This is a genomic window from Streptomyces sp. NPDC001933 (assembly GCF_042890955.1).
GTDB lineage: Bacteria > Actinomycetota > Actinomycetes > Streptomycetales > Streptomycetaceae > Streptomyces.
Genome location: NZ_JBIASS010000002.1, coordinates 654700 through 671976, shown reverse-complemented (window position 1 = coordinate 671976; position 17277 = coordinate 654700). Strand labels below are relative to the sequence as shown.

Annotated in this window: 12 protein-coding genes; 9 read left to right on the top strand and 3 right to left on the bottom strand. The window is 70.1% G+C overall.

Annotated features, from left to right (window positions below; translation table 11 throughout):
* Positions 1 to 50 precede the first annotated feature (50 nt).
* A complete protein-coding gene (locus ACFYY7_RS07605) occupies positions 51 to 1220 on the bottom strand; it encodes a trypsin-like serine peptidase (protein ID WP_388658284.1) in 1170 nt (389 codons plus the stop codon).
* Positions 1221 to 1490: 270 nt separating this feature from the next.
* The gene (locus ACFYY7_RS07600; RefSeq protein WP_388658282.1) at positions 1491 to 2711 is read right to left on the bottom strand and encodes a trypsin-like serine peptidase; all 1221 of its coding nucleotides are present in this window, start codon (positions 2709 to 2711) and stop codon (positions 1491 to 1493) included.
* A 328-nt stretch (positions 2712 to 3039) separates the two neighbouring features.
* On the opposite strand from ACFYY7_RS07600, the gene ACFYY7_RS07595 reads away from it, so the two are divergent.
* The 5 genes from ACFYY7_RS07595 to ACFYY7_RS07575 are packed head-to-tail and all read left to right on the top strand — an operon-like array spanning position 3040 to position 11156.
* A complete protein-coding gene (locus tag ACFYY7_RS07595; protein ID WP_388658279.1) occupies positions 3040 to 4419 on the top strand; it encodes a diaminobutyrate--2-oxoglutarate transaminase family protein in 1380 nt (459 codons plus the stop codon).
* A gap of 29 nt (positions 4420 to 4448) precedes the next feature.
* Positions 4449 to 6329, top strand: a complete 1881-nt coding sequence (locus ACFYY7_RS07590) for an IucA/IucC family protein (protein WP_388658277.1) — start codon at positions 4449 to 4451, stop codon at positions 6327 to 6329.
* A gap of 44 nt (positions 6330 to 6373) precedes the next feature.
* Positions 6374 to 7189 (top strand): GNAT family N-acetyltransferase, encoded by an 816-nt coding sequence (locus ACFYY7_RS07585; protein ID WP_388658275.1) that lies wholly within the window; start codon positions 6374 to 6376, stop codon positions 7187 to 7189.
* A 60-nt stretch (positions 7190 to 7249) separates the two neighbouring features.
* Positions 7250 to 9148 carry an IucA/IucC family protein gene (locus ACFYY7_RS07580; protein WP_388658272.1) on the top strand — a complete coding sequence of 633 codons (1899 nt, stop codon included), beginning with the start codon at positions 7250 to 7252 and terminating at the stop codon, positions 9146 to 9148.
* 37 nt (positions 9149 to 9185) lie between these two features.
* Positions 9186 to 11156 carry an ATP-dependent DNA helicase gene (locus ACFYY7_RS07575; RefSeq protein ID WP_383720287.1) on the top strand — a complete coding sequence of 657 codons (1971 nt, stop codon included), beginning with the start codon at positions 9186 to 9188 and terminating at the stop codon, positions 11154 to 11156.
* A gap of 101 nt (positions 11157 to 11257) precedes the next feature.
* Here ACFYY7_RS07575 and lexA read toward each other — a convergent pair whose 3' ends face one another.
* Entirely contained in the window at positions 11258 to 12049 is a 792-nt protein-coding gene (gene lexA / locus ACFYY7_RS07570; RefSeq protein WP_266729304.1) for a transcriptional repressor LexA, read from the bottom strand.
* Positions 12050 to 12558: 509 nt separating this feature from the next.
* Here lexA and nrdR point away from each other — a divergent pair.
* The 4 genes from nrdR to ACFYY7_RS07550 all read left to right on the top strand — a co-directional run bounded on the left by nrdR (position 12559) and on the right by ACFYY7_RS07550 (position 17170).
* Positions 12559 to 13071: a transcriptional regulator NrdR gene (gene nrdR / locus ACFYY7_RS07565; protein ID WP_351262443.1), complete on the top strand. Its 513-nt coding sequence runs from the start codon at positions 12559 to 12561 to the stop codon at positions 13069 to 13071.
* Between the two features lie 160 nt (positions 13072 to 13231).
* Complete coding sequence (locus ACFYY7_RS07560; protein WP_388658268.1) at positions 13232 to 16126, top strand: vitamin B12-dependent ribonucleotide reductase; 2895 nt, start codon at positions 13232 to 13234, stop codon at positions 16124 to 16126.
* 179 nt (positions 16127 to 16305) lie between these two features.
* The gene (locus tag ACFYY7_RS07555) at positions 16306 to 16749 is read left to right on the top strand and encodes a helix-turn-helix transcriptional regulator (protein WP_266729301.1); all 444 of its coding nucleotides are present in this window, start codon (positions 16306 to 16308) and stop codon (positions 16747 to 16749) included.
* Positions 16750 to 16759: 10 nt separating this feature from the next.
* Complete coding sequence (locus ACFYY7_RS07550; protein ID WP_388658265.1) at positions 16760 to 17170, top strand: VOC family protein; 411 nt, start codon at positions 16760 to 16762, stop codon at positions 17168 to 17170.
* The last annotated feature ends 107 nt before the right edge of the window (positions 17171 to 17277 follow it).

The window sequence follows — 17277 nt, the reverse complement described above, 5'->3', positions numbered from 1 at the left end:
CCGCCCCGACCAGGGGCGGGCCTTCGGCCGTCTTGGGGTGGAGGCGGCGGTCAGCGGCCGGCGAACTTCTCGCTCGTCGTGGTGAAGACGTCCTTGGCGCCCGGACCCAGGTGGGGGCCGGCGAGCCAGCCCGAAGTCACCGGCCCGATGGACGTGTTGGAGACCAGCACCGACTTGCCGTCACTGCCCTTGCGGAACCAGCCGCCGCCGGACGACCCACCGGTCATGGTGCAGCCGATGCGGTACATCGCCGGAGTGCTCGGGCTGATGGAGAGACGGCCTGGGCGGTCGACGCACTTGTGCATGATCAGGCCGTCGTACGGGGGAGCGGCCGGGTATCCCCAGGCGCCCATGGCGTCGATCCGCGAGATCTCGGGAGCGTCGAAGTCGACCGACAGGGCGTTGCCCACGGTCTCCTCCAGGGACTTGGTGCCCCTCTCCGGCTTCACATGCAGCACCGCGTAGTCGTACGGGGCGCCCTCGCCCCCGGTGGGTCCGCCGTCGGCGAGCCATTCACCCGAGGTCGTCGCCCAGTCCGCCCAGTACGCGCCGTACGGGGCGATCTCCTGCGGCTGCGCGCTCTCCAGCGCGGCGGCGGACTTGCCCTTGTCGTTGTACGCGGGCACGAAGACGATGTTGCGGTACCAGCCGCCCTTCGAACCGGCGTGCACACAGTGCCCGGCGGTCCACACCAGGTTGGACTTGCCCGGGTTCTCGGGGTCCTTGACGACCGTGCCCGAGCAGACCATCGAGCCCTCGGGGGAGTCGAAGAACACCTTGCCGACCGGGGCCGCGTAGTCGTGGTACGGCGTCTTCTCGCGCTCTGCCTGCACCGGAGCGGGCTCCGGGTCGCTGATGCCCTGACCGCCGGAGACGTCGCCGGCCGCCATGGTCTTCGCCGGGTCCTTGGCGGTCTTCATCCGGTCGGGCTTCCACAGCCCTTCGATGACCGGATTGACGAAGTCTTTGGCCTCACGCAGCCACTTGTCCTTGTCCCAGTTCTTCCACTCGCCGTTCTTCCACTTCTCCGGGTCGACACCGTGCTTCTTCAGCGTCTCGGCCAGACCGTCGGGCAAGCGGTCGCCGGCGTCCTGGCCGCCCGGGGATTCGGCGGCGGGCTTGCCGGACGCGTCGTCCTCGCTCGGACCGCAGGCCGTGGCCGTCAGCGCGAGCGCGGCGACGAGACCGGTCGCGGCGAGCAGCGGACGTATGGATCGCATGGAAAGGTTTCCCCCTGAAATTGCCAAAATTGCCATGAACGTGTCATGTGGTTCGATGGGTCGGGCCAACGGCCACCGAGCATGCAGGGGCCACCCTATGACGGTCCGGAGCATGCTCCCTGCCGCGGCGGCACGTCCCGCACGGGTCGCGGCCGGGCGGCGGTGCCGCACGACGGACAGGGGCCCCCGGCGCGCAACTGCCGCGCCGGGGGCCCCTGATGTGCTGTCGCCGTCACCGCTCCCGGGACCGGGTCGAGTGACGGTCCGTCATCACTGTCCCGCGTACTTCTTGCTGACCGAGTCGTAGACGCCCTTGGCCTCCTGCCCGAACCGCGGTCCGGCCAGCCAGCCGGCCGTCACCGGCCCGATGGAGGTGTTCGAGACCAGCGCGGGCTTGCCGTCCTGGCCGTTCGCGACCCAGCCACCGCCCGAGGCGCCGCCGGTCATGGTGCAGCCGATGCGGTACATCGTCGGGTCCTGAGCGGTGAGCGAGAGCCGGCCCGGCTTGTCCGCGCACTGGAACGCCTTCTGGCCGTCGTACGGCGGAGCGGCAGGGAAGCCGGTCGCGGTCATGCTGTCGATCTTCGGCACGGCCGGTGCGTTGAACTCGACGGGCAGCGCGGAACCGACCGTCTCCTCCAGGGACTTGCCCGTCGAGCCCTTCTCCGGCGTCACGTGCAGCACCGCGAAGTCGTACGGCGCGCCCTGCCCGCCCACCGAGGCACCCTGCGAGATCCACTGGTCGGACGTCTGCGCCCAGGTGCCCCACCACACGCCGTACGGGGCGATCTCCTGCTTCGTCGCCTTCTTCAGCTCGGCGAGCGAAAGGCCCTGGTTGTTGTACGACGGCACGAAGGCGATGTTGCGGTACCAGCCGCCCTTCTTGCCGGCGTGCACACAGTGCCCCGCGGTCCACACCAGGTTGGACTTCCCGGGGTGCGCCGGGTCCTTCACCACGGTCGCGGAACAGACCATGGAGCCCTCGGGGCCGTCGAACAGCAGCTTCCCGGACTCCGCGGCGTTGGCGTGGTACGGCGTCCGGACGCCTGCGGCCTGGACCGGCGCGGGCGTCGGGTCCGTCACGCCGACGTCACCCGAGATGTCGTTGTCGACCGGCTTCTCCGGAGACTTGTCCGCGTCCCGCATCCGGTCCGGGTCCCAGAGGTCCTCGATGATGGGGTTGACGAAGTCCTTGGCCTCACGCAGCCACTTGTCCTTGTCCCAGTTCTTCCACTCGCCGTTCTTCCACTGGTCGAGGTCGATCCCGTGTTCCTTGAGCCGGTCCTTCAGATCGTCCGGGATGGTGATCTTGCCGTCCGAGGACTGGCCGGCGGGAACGCTCGGCTTGTCGCTCGCGTTGTCCTCTTCGGGACCGCAGGCGGTGGCGGTGAGCGCGAGGACCGTGGTGGCCGCGGCCACGGCGAGCACCGACGAAGGCCGGCGGCGCCCCCTCCCCTGACGTGCGGCGAGAGCCGGTCGAATGAGTCGCATGTGGTGATCCCCCTGGGACTTCGTAACTCAACACTTCTGTACTGCACCGCGGTACTGCTCCGAGCCACCTGCTCCGAACAACCTGCGGACTCCCGGACGACTTTCCGAGGTCCGGTGCGGCCCCCACTATGCCGGTGCCGATGGGGACGGTGAGCGGCAGGGCCGCGGTTCCGCCCCCGCAAGGATCTTCCGATTTACCCGTGCTCCGCCGCGCCCGGCGTCGTTGGTACGTGCGAGGGGCTCGGGAGAAGCGTTCATCCCCGCAGTCCGTCCGTGCACCGACGTACTGATGTGCAACGCAACCGTTACAGCGGGAGGACCAACAGCCGTGGCCGTGACCGAACCAGCCCCGGTGGCAGCACCGGCGGTGCACGAAGGGATCCTGCGCCGCCAGTCGCTGCGCGAATCCGCCGCCCGTACCTATGCGCGTTCACTGCCGATCGTGCCGGTGCGGGCCCGTGGGCTGACCATCGAGGGCGCCGACGGGCGGCGGTACCTCGACTGTCTCTCCGGAGCCGGGACCCTGGCGCTCGGCCACAACCACCCGGTGGTCCTGGAGGCGATCAAGAAGGTCATCGACTCGGGCGCGCCGCTGCACGTGCTCGACCTCGCCACCCCGGTCAAGGACGCCTTCACCACGGAGTTGTTCGCCAGCCTGCCGCGGCAGTTCGCCGACAACGCCCGGATCCAGTTCTGCGGACCGGCGGGCACGGACGCGGTCGAGGCGGCGTTCAAACTGGTCCGCGGAGCGACCGGCCGCAGTGGCCTGCTCGCCTTCACCGGCGCCTACCACGGGATGACGGCGGGTGCCCTCGCCGCCTCGGGCGGCGCCGAGGACGTACGGGTGACCAGGCTGCCCTTCCCCCGGAACTACCGCTGCCCCTTCGGCGTCGGCGGTGAGCGCGGCGCGGAGATCGCCGCCCGGTGGACCGAGAACCTCCTGGACGACCCCAAGGGGGGCACCCCGGCCCCGGCCGGGATGATCCTCGAACCGGTGCAGGGGGAGGGCGGAGTGAACCCCGCCCCCGACAGCTGGATGCGCCGGATGCGCGAGATCACCGAGGCCCGCTCCGTCCCTTTGATCGCCGACGAGGTCCAGACGGGCGTCGGACGCACCGGTGCCTTCTGGGCGATCGAGCACAGCGGCATCGTGCCCGACGTGATGGTGCTCTCCAAGGCGATCGGCGGTTCCCTCCCGCTCGCCGTGATTGTCTACCGCTCCGAACTCGACACCTGGCAGCCGGGCGCCCACGCCGGCACCTTCCGGGGCAACCAGCTCGCGATGGCGGCGGGCACCGCCACCCTCGCCTTCGTACGGGAGAACGGCCTCGCCGAGCGCGCCGCGATCCTCGGCGCCCGCATGCTCGCCCGCCTCCAGGCGCTCGCCACCGACCACCCCACCATCGGTGACGTACGCGGACGCGGCCTGATGATCGGGATCGAGCTGGTCGACCCGGACGCCGCCGCGCCCGGCGACAGCCCCGAGCCGCCGCCCGCCCCCGCCCTCGCCGCCGCCGTCCAGCAGGAGTGCCTGCGCCGCGGGCTCATCGTCGAACTCGGCGGACGCCACTCCACCGTCGTGCGCCTCCTCCCTCCCCTCACGCTCACCGACGAACAGGCAACAGCGGTCGTGGACCGCCTCGCCGACGCCCTGGCAGCCGCCGAGCGCCTGCCGCACCACCGCACCACGACCGGGTCGCTCCGCTGACCCCGGACACCTTCACAAGAAAGACCGCCGTGAACCCCACCCCCACTCCCACGCCCCAGGCTGACGGCTCGTCCCCCACCCAGCAGCTCGCCGGCCCACTCGTCGTCGAACAGTCCACCCTGCCGCGCCAGATGACGGCACCGCACGACGAGTGCCGCACTCCGAAGTCCCCAGCCACCGGCAGGGCGGCGGCCGACCCGCTCGACCACCCGGACCCGCTGCGGGCCGCCGACACGGCGGGCACGGAGAACCTGCTGCGCTGCTGGGTCCGGGAAACCGGCCTGTCCGGGCCGGACGGGTACACACTCCACATCCCCCTCCCCGCCAGCGGCACGGCCCTGCTCGTCCCCGTCCTCTACTGGTCGGCCACGGGCTGGCACCGCTTCGGCGTGCCCGTCCTGGAGGGGGCGCCCGAAGGCGCACCGCCCGCCGACGCCGTCACGATCGCCGCGCTGCTGGGCCGCGAGGCCGGCCGCGACGAGGGGGCCGACATGGTGGCCCGGGTAGCCGATTCGGTACGCCGTACCGCCGGATTCATCGCCGAGCGGCGCCTCGCCCCCCACGCCCCGGCCGAAGCGGACCTCTTCCTCACCGCGGAGCAGTCGCTTCTGCTCGGCCATCCGCAACACCCCACCCCCAAGAGCCGCGAAGGGCTCTCCGACGCCGAATCACGCCTCTACTCGCCCGAGTCGCACGGCTCCTTCGCGCTGAACTGGATGGCTGTCGACCGGTCCGTCCTGGCCACCGACTCCGCCTGGACCGACGGAGGCCGCCCGGTCCCGGCCACGGAGCTGATCACCGCCCACGCCCAGGGACTGGACCTCCCCGCCAACACCGCACCGATTCCGCTCCATCCCTGGCAGGCCCGCGAACTCCGCCACCGTCCCGAAGTGGCCGCCCTGCTCGACGCCGGACTCCTCCACGACCTGGGACCGCACGGCGAACGCTGGCACCCCACCTCCTCCGTCCGCACCGTGCTCCGGCCCGGCGCCGAGGTGATGCTCAAGCTCTCCCTCGGCGTCCGCATCACCAACTCCCGCCGCGAGAACCTCCGCAAGGAACTCCACCGCGGAGTGGAGGTCCACCGGCTGCTCCGCAGCGGGCTCGCCACGCAGTGGCACGCCGCCCATCCGGGTTTCGACATCGTCCGCGACCCCGCCTGGCTCGCCGTCGACGGCCCGGACGGCAAACCCGTCCAGGGACTCGACGTGATGCTCCGCCACAATCCGTTCGGGCCGCTCGACGACGCGGTCTGCATCGCGGCCCTGACCTCTCCCCGCCCGTGGCCCGGCAGGACGGGCATGCACTCACGCCTCGCCCGGATCGTTCAATCCCTGGCCGCCACCACCGGACGGACCGTGGGCGCGGTCGCCGCCGAGTGGTTCCTGCGCTATCTGGACCGCGTGGTGGGCCCCGTGCTCTGGCTCGACGCCCACGCGGGCGTCGCCCTCGAAGCCCACCAGCAGAACACCCTGGTGCTGCTCGACCCCGAGGGCTGGCCCGTAGGCGGCCGGTACCGCGACAACCAGGGCTACTACTTCCGCGAGTCCCACCGAGCGGCGCTGGAGCACCGGCTCGCCGGCATCGGATCGGCCAGCGACACCTTCGTCTCCGACGAGGTCACCGATGAACGCTTCGCCTACTACCTCGGCATCAACAATGTGTTCGGCCTGATCGGAGCGTTCGGCGCCCAGCACCTCGCCGACGAACGCGTACTCGTCGCGGCCTTCCGCCGGTTCCTCGGCCCGGCCGCCGCCATGGGCTCCCCGCTCCCCACGCACCTGCTGGAAATGACCCACCTGCGGTGCAAGGCCAACCTGCTGACCCGTATGCACGGCCTGGACGAACTGGTCGGCCCCGTCGACACCCAGTCCGTCTACGTGACCATTGCCAACCCCCTGTGTGCCTGAAGGAACATGATTACCGCCTGAACCGCCGAGAGGAGAGCGACATCGTGGCTCCCGCCGATGCGCACACCGACGCAGGGACCGGCCCTGCCCCGCAGGCCGACACAGGTGCCGAGGACACACTGGACCTGGAGCTCTCCGAAGAAATCCTCGCGCTGTTCGGGGAGGACCCCCCGGACACCGGGGCACCGCACCTGCCGCCGGGCGCGCCCGCGTCACCCGCGTCACCCGTCCCGGGCGGCGCGGGCCCGGCGGCGCGCGCCCGCCCGGCCATCAGCAGGGCGGCCGCCTCCGATCTGCTCGACCACCCGGCCGACTGGCGACCGGTCGCCACCCCGGCCGGAGTCTTCCAACTCGTCCCCGTGCGGCTCGAACGCGATCTCGGCGTACTGACCCGCTGGATGAACGACCCGGCCGTCGCGGCCTTCTGGGAGCTCGCCGGGCCGGAAGCCGTCACGGCCGCCCATCTGCGCCCCCAGCTGGAGGGCGACGGGCGCAGCGTCCCCTGTCTGGGCGTGCTGGCCGGCATCCCCATGAGCTACTGGGAGATCTACCGGGCCGATCTCGACCCGCTGGCACGCCACTACCCGGCCCGTCCGCAGGACACCGGAATCCATCTGCTCATCGGTGGTGTGCAGAACCGCGGACACGGCGTCGGCACCACCCTGTTGCGGGCCGTCGCCGACCTCGTGCTCGACAACCGCCCCCGGTGCGCCCGTGTTGTCGCCGAGCCCGATCTGCGCAACACCCCGTCCGTCTCAGCATTTCTGAGTGCCGGTTTCCGCTTCTCCGCAGAACTCGAACTTCCGGAAAAAAGGGCCGCCCTGATGGTCCGCGAACGAATCCATCGTGCCCAACTGTGAACGAAACGCTGCCTCATTCACCCCGCTCGAACCCCATCGGTTCCGTCCCGAGGAGTCCCCGTGCCGAAATATCCCGCGAGCCATGATTCAGCGGAGTCCGCCGAGCTGCTCAGTACGCCAGAACTGAACCGGACGGTCTGGGACGGAGCAGCCGCCCGACTGCTCGCGAAGATGCTCGGCCAATTCGCCTACGAAGAAGTCATCGAACCGGTCGCGCAGGCCGGCGCAGACGATGCGTACACCCTCGCAATGGACGACGGGAAAACCCTCGTCTTCCGTGCCCGGCGGGGCGTGTACGGAAGCTGGCGCGTCGTCCCGGACTCGATTCTGGAACTGCCGGGGGGCGCCCCCGGGACGCCGGACGGCACGGCCCCGGCGCCCGGCCCGGCCACCGAGCCGGGCGCCGGGGCCGTGCCCTTCCGCGATCCGCTCCAGTTCCTCGTCCGCGCGCACCGCCTCCTCGACATCGACGGTGCCACCCTCGGACACCTCATCCGCGAGATCACCACCACCCTCACCGCCGACGCCCGGCTCGACCACACCGCGCTCCCCGCCGCCCGCCTGGCCGAGCTCGACTACGCCGAGCTGGAAGGCCACCAGACCGGCCACCCCTGGCTCGTCGCCAACAAGGGCCGCCTCGGGTTCTCCGCCGCCGACGCCGCCCGCCACACCCCCGAGGCCCGCAGGCCCCTCACGCTGCCGTGGATCGCGGTCTCCACGAGGATCGCCGCGTACCGCGGAGTGGCCGCCCTGGCCGGCCCGGAGCGGCTGTACGCGCAGGAGCTCGACCCGCCGGTCCGCGAATCCTTCGCCGCCGCGCTCCGTACCCGCGGCCTCGATCCCGGCAGCTACCTCTTCCTTCCCGTGCATCCCTGGCAGTGGGACGAATGGATCGTTCCGGTCTTCGCCCCCGCCATCGCCGCCGGTGACATCGTCGCGCTCCACCCCGACCCGGACCTCAGACTGCCGCAGCAGTCCATCCGCACCTTCAGCAACGTGGCCCGCCCCGACCGGCACACCGTCAAGCTGCCCCTGTCGATCCTCAACACGCTGGTCTGGCGCGGACTGCCCACCGAACGCACCCTCGCGGCCCCCGCCGTCACCGCCTGGGTCCACGGCCTGCGCGACCAGGACGCCTTCCTGCGCGACACCTGCCGGGTCATCCTGCTCGGCGAAGTGGCCTCGGTGACGGTCGAGCATCCGCTCTACGACCACCTTCCCGAGGCCCCGTACCAGTTCAAGGAGATCCTCGGCGCGATCTGGCGCGAACCCGTCCAGCCGCGGCTCGCACCCGGCGAGCGGGCCCGCACCCTCGCCTCGCTGCTCCACACCGATCCGCGGGGCCGCGCCTTCACGGCCGAGCTCGTCGCCCGCTCCGGGCTGACCCCCACCGTCTGGCTGACGCACCTCTTCGCCGCGCTGCTGCCGCCGCTGCTGCACTTCCTCTACCGGTACGGCACGGTCTTCTCCCCGCACGGCGAGAACGCCATCGTGGTCTTCGACGACCGGGACGTACCGGTGCGCCTGGCGATCAAGGACTTCGTCGACGACGTGAACATCAGCGCCCGCCCGCTGCCGGAGCACGAGTCGATGCCCGAGGACGTCCGCCGGATCCTGCTCACCGAGGACCCCTCCTTCCTCACCCAGTTCATCCACTCCGGACTGTTCATCGGGGTGTTCCGCTTCCTCTCCCCGCTGTGCGAGGAACAGCTGGGGGTTCCGGAGGCCGATTTCTGGTCACTCGTCCGGGCCGAGATCCTGCGCCATCACGCCCGCTTTCCCGAGCTCAAGGAGCGGTTCGAGATGTTCGACCTGCTGACACCCCGCATCGAACGCCTCTGTCTGAACCGCAACCGCCTGCACGTCGACGGATACCGGGACCGCCCCAAGCGTCCGCACGCGGCCATCCACGGGACCGTTCCCAACCCGCTCCACCCCACCGCCGGTGTCCGGGAGTGACCCTGTTGTCAGTGACGCCCCGTACGCTGGTCGGGCTATGACGAAGCCATCCCTCCCCGAGCTCCTGCACGCCGCCGTGACCGCCGTCGGCGGAACGGAACGACCTGGTCAGGCCGCCATGGCCGAGGCCGTCGCAGCGGCCGTCGACGACAATTCCCATCTGCTCGTCCAGGCCGGCACCGGCACGGGCAAGTCCCTCGGCTACCTGGTGCCCGCGCTGGCGCACGGGGAGCGGGTCGTGGTGGCCACGGCGACGCTGGCGCTCCAGCGCCAGCTCGTGGAGCGCGATCTTCCGCGCACGGTCGACGCGCTGCATCCGCTGCTGCGCCGACGCCCCGATTTCGCCATGCTCAAGGGGCGGTCCAACTACCTCTGCCTGCACCGGCTCCACGAAGGAGTGCCGCAGGACGAGGAGGAGGGGCTCTTCGACCAGTTCGAGGCGGCCGCCCCGTCGAGCAAGCTCGGTCAGGACCTGCTGCGGCTGCGGGACTGGTCGGACGACACCGAGTCCGGTGACCGCGACGACCTCACGCCCGGAGTCTCCGACCGTGCCTGGGCACAGGTCTCCGTCTCCTCCCGCGAATGCCTGGGCGCCAGCAAGTGCGCTTACGGCGCGGAGTGCTTCGCCGAGCTCGCCCGGGAGCGGGCCAAGCTCGCCGATGTCGTCGTCACCAATCACGCCCTCCTCGCCATCGACGCCATCGAGGGCGCGCCGGTGCTCCCGCAGCACGAGGTGCTGATCGTCGACGAGGCCCATGAGCTGGTCTCCAGGGTCACCGGAGTGGCCACCGGCGAGCTCACCCCCGGCCAGGTCAACAGGGCGGTGCGCCGGGCGGCGAAGCTGGTCAACGAGAAGGCCGCCGACGCGCTGCAGAGCGCGTCGGAGGGTTTCGAGCGGGTCATGGAGCTGGCGCTCCCCGGCCGCCTGGAAGAGGTCCCCGAGGACCTCGGCTACGCACTGCTGGCGCTGCGCGACGCCGCGCGCAACGTGATCTCGGCCCTGGGCGCCACGCGAGACAAGTCCGTGCAGGACGAGGACGCCGTCCGCAAGCAGGCCCTGGCATCGGTGGAGACGATCCACGGCGTCGCCGAGCGGATCACCCAGGGCTCGGAGTACGACGTCGTCTGGTACGAGCGCCATGACCGCTTCGGCGCCTCCCTGCGGGTCGCACCGCTCTCCGTCTCGGGGCTGCTGCGGGAGAAGCTCTTCACCGAGCGGTCCGTCGTCCTGACCTCGGCCACGCTCAAGCTCGGCGGGGATTTCAACGGGGTGGGGGCCTCGCTCGGCCTGGCTCCCGAAGGCACCGCGGGCGACGACCTTCCGCAGTGGAAGGGGCTCGACGTCGGCTCACCGTTCGACTACCCGAAGCAGGGCATCCTGTACGTCGCCAGGCATCTGGCCACACCGGGGCGGGAGAGCTCCCGCACCGACATGCTGGACGAGCTCGCCGAGCTGGTGGAGGCGGCTGGCGGGCGCACCCTCGGGCTGTTCTCCTCGATGCGGGCGGCCCAGGCCGCCGCGGAGGAGCTGCGCGGCAGGCTGGACAAGCCGATCCTGCTGCAGGGCGAGGAGACGCTGGGCGAGCTGATCAAGAACTTCGCCGCCGATCCCGAGACCTGCCTCTTCGGCACGCTGTCGCTCTGGCAGGGCGTCGATGTGCCCGGCGCCAGCTGCCAGCTGGTGATCATGGACCGGATCCCGTTCCCCCGCCCCGACGATCCGCTGATGAGCGCACGCCAGAAGGCGGTCGAGGAAGCGGGCGGCAATGGATTCATGGCCGTCGCGGCGACGCACGCCGCGCTGCTGATGGCCCAGGGAGCGGGGCGGCTGGTCCGGGCCACGGGCGACAAGGGCGTGGTTGCCGTACTCGATCCGCGCCTGGCCAACGCCCGGTACGGCAGCTATCTCCGGGCCTCGCTGCCCGACTTCTGGTACACCACCGACCGGAACCAGGCGCGCCGCTCACTCGCGGCGATCGACGCGGCGGCCAAGGCCGACGGCAAGTAGTCCGCTTCGGGTGTCCGGCTCCACTTCGGATGCCTGGAGGCACGGGCAGGGCCCCGGGATCGGCGCAGTGGATCCCGGGGCCCGGTCGGAGACGGCGGGTTTCACACCCGCCGCAGCACGGCCACCACCTTGCCGAGGATGGTCGCCTCGTCGCCCGGGATCGGCTGGTACGCGGAGTTGTGCGGGAGCAGCCAGACATGGCCATCCTCCCGCTTGAAGCGCTTGACCGTGGCCTCGCCGTCCAGCATGGCCGCCACGATGTCGCCGTTCTCCGCGACGGGCTGGCGGCGCACGGTGACCCAGTCGCCGTCGCAGATCGCCGCCTCGATCATCGAGTCACCGACGACCTTGAGCACGAACAGCTCGCCGTCGCCGACGAGCTGGCGGGGGAGCGGGAAGACGTCCTCGACCGACTCCTCGGCGAGGATCGGGCCGCCGGCGGCGATCCGGCCGACCAGCGGCACGTACGACGCCGCGGGCTTGCCGGTGGTGTCGGTGGGCTGCGAACTGGGCTGGTCCGAACCACGGACCTCGTACGCCCGCGGGCGGTGCGGGTCGCGGCGCAGGAAGCCCTTCCGCTCCAGGGCCATCAGCTGATGGGCGACGGAGGACGTGCTGGACAGGCCCACCGCCTGACCGATCTCCCGCATCGAGGGCGGATAACCACGCCGCTGTACGGAATCCCGGATCACCTCGATCACCCGCCGCTGCCGGTCCGTGAGCCCCGAGCTGTCCGCCCGGATTCCAGGAGGTCGGCCGGGCAATGAGCGCGCCGGGCGCGGCTCTGGCCCCTCCATGTTCGTGACTGAGTCATTCATGGCATGCACCGGCTCGAATCGGCTCTGGGAGCGGTCCTGGGCAGTGATGGTGGCACTGTCAGCGGTGGTGGTCACGTCGGCCCCTCTCGAATGGTCTCCCTAGCTGGACAACGGTAGTAGCTTTCGAAAGGTTGCGCCAAACACACGTTCGAGTGAAAAACGAATAAAAGTCTGCCGCGTGCTCTCTGCCGGGTGTATGTGCGATGACTGGAGGGTCCGGACCGGACTGCGATCCGGTTTTTCACCGTAGTGGCCGTCGGTGCGGCACTGCCGTGCGGGGTGTCCGTCGGGCCGTTGTTCGAGTCCGACAGCCGGGGCCCCGTAATCCTGGTGGCCGGACCGTTCCCGTAACCTCGTACACGGCCGTACGCTGCCTGCCGGTCGCTCGTGATGCGCGACACGCGGTAGGGCCGAATGCGCACCCAAACCCAAGATCTAGTGGTTGGATTGCTCCAGCCACCCAGAAGTTGTGGTCCCTGGTCCGCCGGGGGTGTGGCCATCGCCTATGCTTGTGACAGCTTCGAGGGGCCCCGGCGGGCCCTGGAGAGGCTATTCAGTCGTGCTGTGAAGGAGGGTTGGGAGCCATGCACTGCCCCTTCTGCAGGCACCCCGACAGCCGGGTCGTCGACAGTCGCACCACCGACGACGGCACGTCGATCCGACGCCGCCGCCAGTGCCCCGACTGCTCCCGCCGTTTCACGACGGTGGAGACCTGTTCGCTGATGGTGGTGAAGCGCAGCGGTGTGACCGAACCCTTCAGCCGCACCAAGGTCATCTCCGGTGTGCGCAAGGCGTGCCAGGGGCGGCCGGTCACCGAGGACGCCCTCGCCAAGCTCGGCCAGCGGGTCGAGGAGGCGGTGCGTGCCACCGGCAGCGCCGAGCTGACCACTCACGACGTGGGCCTGGCGATCCTCGGCCCCCTGCAGGAACTCGACCTCGTCGCGTACCTGCGCTTCGCGTCCGTGTACCGGGCGTTCGACACACTCGAAGACTTCGAGGCCGCCATCGCGGAACTCCGTGAGCGGCGGCCTCGCGTGGAAGAACGCGGGAGGGGCGAGATCCTTGAGGTCCCCGTTCCCGCCGTCGCCGCCGACTGATCGGCACCGGCCGACCGACACGGTTCCGTGGATCGGCGGCCGGGCGGCTTCATAGACCTGCTCCGGACGCTCTGCGTGGCGTCCGAGGTATCAGAGACAGACTGTGCCCCGGGAAGTTCTGGGCACTTCAGGGCGTTTTTGCCCACATATGGGAGGCGGCATGACAGAGACGGCGAGCGGCCCGGCACGAGGTTCCCGAGCCAAGGGAGCCAAGTCGAGCAAGGGTCTGCGTATCGAGCGCATCCACACCACCCCCGGCGTACATCCGTACGACGAGGTGGCGTGGGAGCGCCGTGACGTCGTCATGACCAACTGGCGCGACGGCTCGATCAACTTCGAGCAGCGTGGCGTCGAGTTCCCCGACTTCTGGTCGGTGAACGCGGTCAACATCGTCACCAGCAAGTACTTCCGCGGGGCCGTCGGCACCCCGCAGCGCGAGACCGGTCTGCGACAGCTGATCGACCGGATCGTGAAGACGTACCGCAAGGCCGGTGAGGACCACGGTTACTTCGCCTCTCCCGCGGACGCCGAGATCTTCGAGCACGAGCTGGCGTACGCCCTCCTGCACCAGATCTTCAGCTTCAACTCGCCGGTCTGGTTCAATGTCGGAACGCCCCAGCCGCAGCAGGTCTCCGCCTGCTTCATCCTGGCCGTCGACGACTCCATGGAGTCGATCCTCGACTGGTACAAGGAAGAGGGCATGATCTTCAAGGGCGGCTCCGGCGCCGGCCTGAACCTCTCCCGTATCCGCTCCTCCAAGGAGCTGCTCTCCTCCGGCGGCAACGCCTCCGGTCCGGTCTCCTTCATGCGCGGTGCCGACGCCTCCGCCGGAACGATCAAGTCCGGTGGCGCCACCCGGCGCGCGGCCAAGATGGTCATCCTCGACGTCGACCACCCCGACATCGAGAACTTCATCGAGACCAAGGTGAAGGAGGAGGAGAAGATCCGCGCCCTGCGCGACGCGGGCTTCGACATGGACCTGGGCGGCGACGACATCACGTCCGTCCAGTACCAGAACGCCAACAACTCGGTCCGCGTGAACGACGAGTTCATGAAGGCCGTCGAGTCCGGCGGCAAGTTCGGGCTGCGTGCCCGGATGACCGGTGACGTCATCGAAGAGGTCGAGGCCAAGTCCCTCTTCCGCAAGATGGCCGAGGCGGCCTGGGCCTGCGCCGACCCGGGCATCCAGTACGACGACACCATCAACGCCTGGCACACCTGCCCGGAGTCCGGCCGGATCAACGGCTCGAACCCGTGCTCCGAGTACATGCACCTGGACAACACCTCGTGCAACCTCGCCTCGCTGAACCTGATGAAGTTCCTCAAGGACGACGGCAAGGGCAACCAGTCCTTCGAGTCCGAGCGCTTCGCCAAGGTCGTCGAGCTGGTCATCACCGCGATGGACATCTCCATCTGCTTCGCGGACTTCCCGACCCAGAAGATCGGCGAGAACACCCGCGCCTTCCGCCAGCTCGGCATCGGCTACGCCAACCTCGGCGCCCTGCTGATGGCGACCGGCCACGCCTACGACAGCGACGGCGGCCGTGCCCTCGCCGGTGCCATCACCTCGCTGATGACCGGCACCTCGTACAAGCGCTCCGCCGAGCTCGCCGCGGTCGTCGGCCCGTACGACGGCTACGCCCGCAACGCCGAGCCGCACCAGCGCGTCATGAAGCAGCACGCCGACGCCAACGCCGCGGCCGTCCACATGGACGACCTGGACAACCCGATCTGGGCCGCCGCGACGGAGGCCTGGCAGGACGTGATCCGGCTCGGCGCGAAGAACGGTTTCCGCAACGCGCAGGCCTCGGTCATCGCGCCCACCGGCACCATCGGTCTCGCGATGTCCTGCGACACCACCGGCCTCGAGCCCGACCTCGCCCTGGTCAAGTTCAAGAAGCTGGTCGGCGGCGGCTCGATGCAGATCGTCAACGGCACCGTCCCGCAGGCCCTGCGCCGCCTGGGCTACCACGAGGAGCAGATCGAGGCGATCGTCGCCCACATCGCCGAGCACGGCAATGTGATCGACGCCCCCGGCCTGAAGACCGAGCACTACGAGGTCTTCGACTGCGCGATGGGCGAGCGTTCCATCTCCGCGATGGGCCACGTGCGCATGATGGCCGCGATCCAGCCGTGGATCTCCGGCGCGCTCTCCAAGACGGTGAACCTGCCGGAGACGGCCACCGTCGAGGACGTCGAAGAGGTCTACTTCGAGGCGTGGAAGATGGGCGTCAAGGCGCTCGCGATCTACCGCGACAACTGCAAGGTCGGCCAGCCCCTCTCCGCGAAGACCAAGGAGAAGGAGAAGGAGGCGGTCACCGCCAAGGCCGAGGAGACCATCCGTACCGCGGTCGAGAAGGTCGTCGAGTACCGCCCGGTCCGCAAGCGCCTCCCCAAGGGCCGTCCCGGCATCACCACCTCCTTCACGGTGGGCGGCGCCGAGGGCTACATGACCGCCAACTCCTACCCCGACGACGGTCTCGGCGAGGTCTTCCTGAAGATGTCCAAGCAGGGCTCCACCCTCGCGGGCATGATGGACGCCTTCTCCATCGCCGTCTCGGTCGGCCTGCAGTACGGCGTCCCGCTGGAGACGTACGTCTCGAAGTTCACCAACATGCGCTTCGAGCCGGCCGGCATGACGGACGACCCGGACGTGCGGATGGCGCAGTCGATCGTCGACTACATCTTCCGCCGCCTCGCGCTGGACTTCCTGCCGTTCGAGACCCGCTCGGCGCTCGGAATCCACTCGGCCGAGGAGCGTCAGCGCCACCTCGACACGGGTTCGTACGAGCCCTCCCTCGAGGACGAGGAGCTGGACGTCGAGACCCTGGCCCAGTCCGCCCCGGTGCGGACGGAGCCGCTGAAGGCGGTGGCCGCGGTGCAGGAGGCGGAGAAGCCCGCCCCGAAGACCGCGCACACCTCGGCGGAGCTCGTCGAGATGCAGCTCGGCATCAGCGCGGACGCGCCGCTCTGCTTCTCCTGCGGTACGAAGATGCAGCGCGCCGGATCCTGCTACATCTGCGAAGGCTGCGGCTCGACCAGCGGTTGCAGCTGACCGGCAGCGCGACCGCGCCGGACACACCGTTTGCGCACGGTGTGTCCGGGTGGCTGAACCACAGCCCGGGAGGGCGTCGACTTCTGGTCGGCGCCCTTCCGGCGTGTCCCGCGCGCGAGCGCTCCGGGCGCGGACCGGTTCGGGTGCGGCGGCTCCTGCGGTGTGGCACCATCTCGCAGATGACCAGCAGACCCGACGAGGCACAGCGCCTGAGCGACCTTGCGCGTCTGCGTCGCGTCCGTGACCGGATGGACCGGGAGTTCGACCAGCCGCTGGACGTCGAGGCGCTCGCCCGTGGCGTGCACATGTCGGCGGGGCATCTGAGCCGCGCGTTCCGGCAGGCGTACGGCGAGTCTCCGTACGGCTACCTGATGACGCGGCGCATCGAGCGGGCGATGGCGCTGCTGCGGCGCGGTGATCTCAGCGTCACCGAGGTCTGCTTCACGGTCGGTTGCTCGTCGCTGGGCACCTTCAGCACACGCTTCACCGAGCTGGTCGGCATGCCGCCCAGCGCCTACCGCCGCGAGGCCGCGCGGGCCACCGCGGGCCTGCCGTCCTGCGTCGCGAAGCAGGTGACCAGACCGATCAGGAATCGAGAAGCGCGGCCCCCGGGCCACGATTAGCGTGACGCCCATGGACCTCACGATTCACACGAGCTTCCTTCCGCACGACGACCCGGACGCCGCGCTGGCCTTCTACCGCGACATCCTGGGCTTCGAGATCCGCAACGATGTCGGGTTCGGCGGGATGCGCTGGATCACGGTCGGCCCCACCGGTCAGCCCGGCACGTCGATCGTCCTGCACCCGCCGGCCGCCGACCCCGGCATCACCGAGGACGAGCGCCGTACCATCACCGAGATGATGGCCAAGGGCACGTACGCCATCATCACCCTGGCCACCCCCGACCTCGACTCCGCGTTCGACCGGCTGCAGGCCGGCGGCGCCGAGGTCGTCCAGGAGCCGACCGAGCAGCCGTACGGGATCCGCGACTGTGCCTTCCGCGATCCCGCGGGCAACCTCATCCGCATCAACGAGGTGCGTTGAACCGTCCGGCGGTCACAGCCAGGACCCGCACATGAACCGCTGCGGGAAGCCGGTGACGGAACCGGTGCCGAAGGCGGTGCGATCCGGTCTCAGCCGGCTCTGCCCGA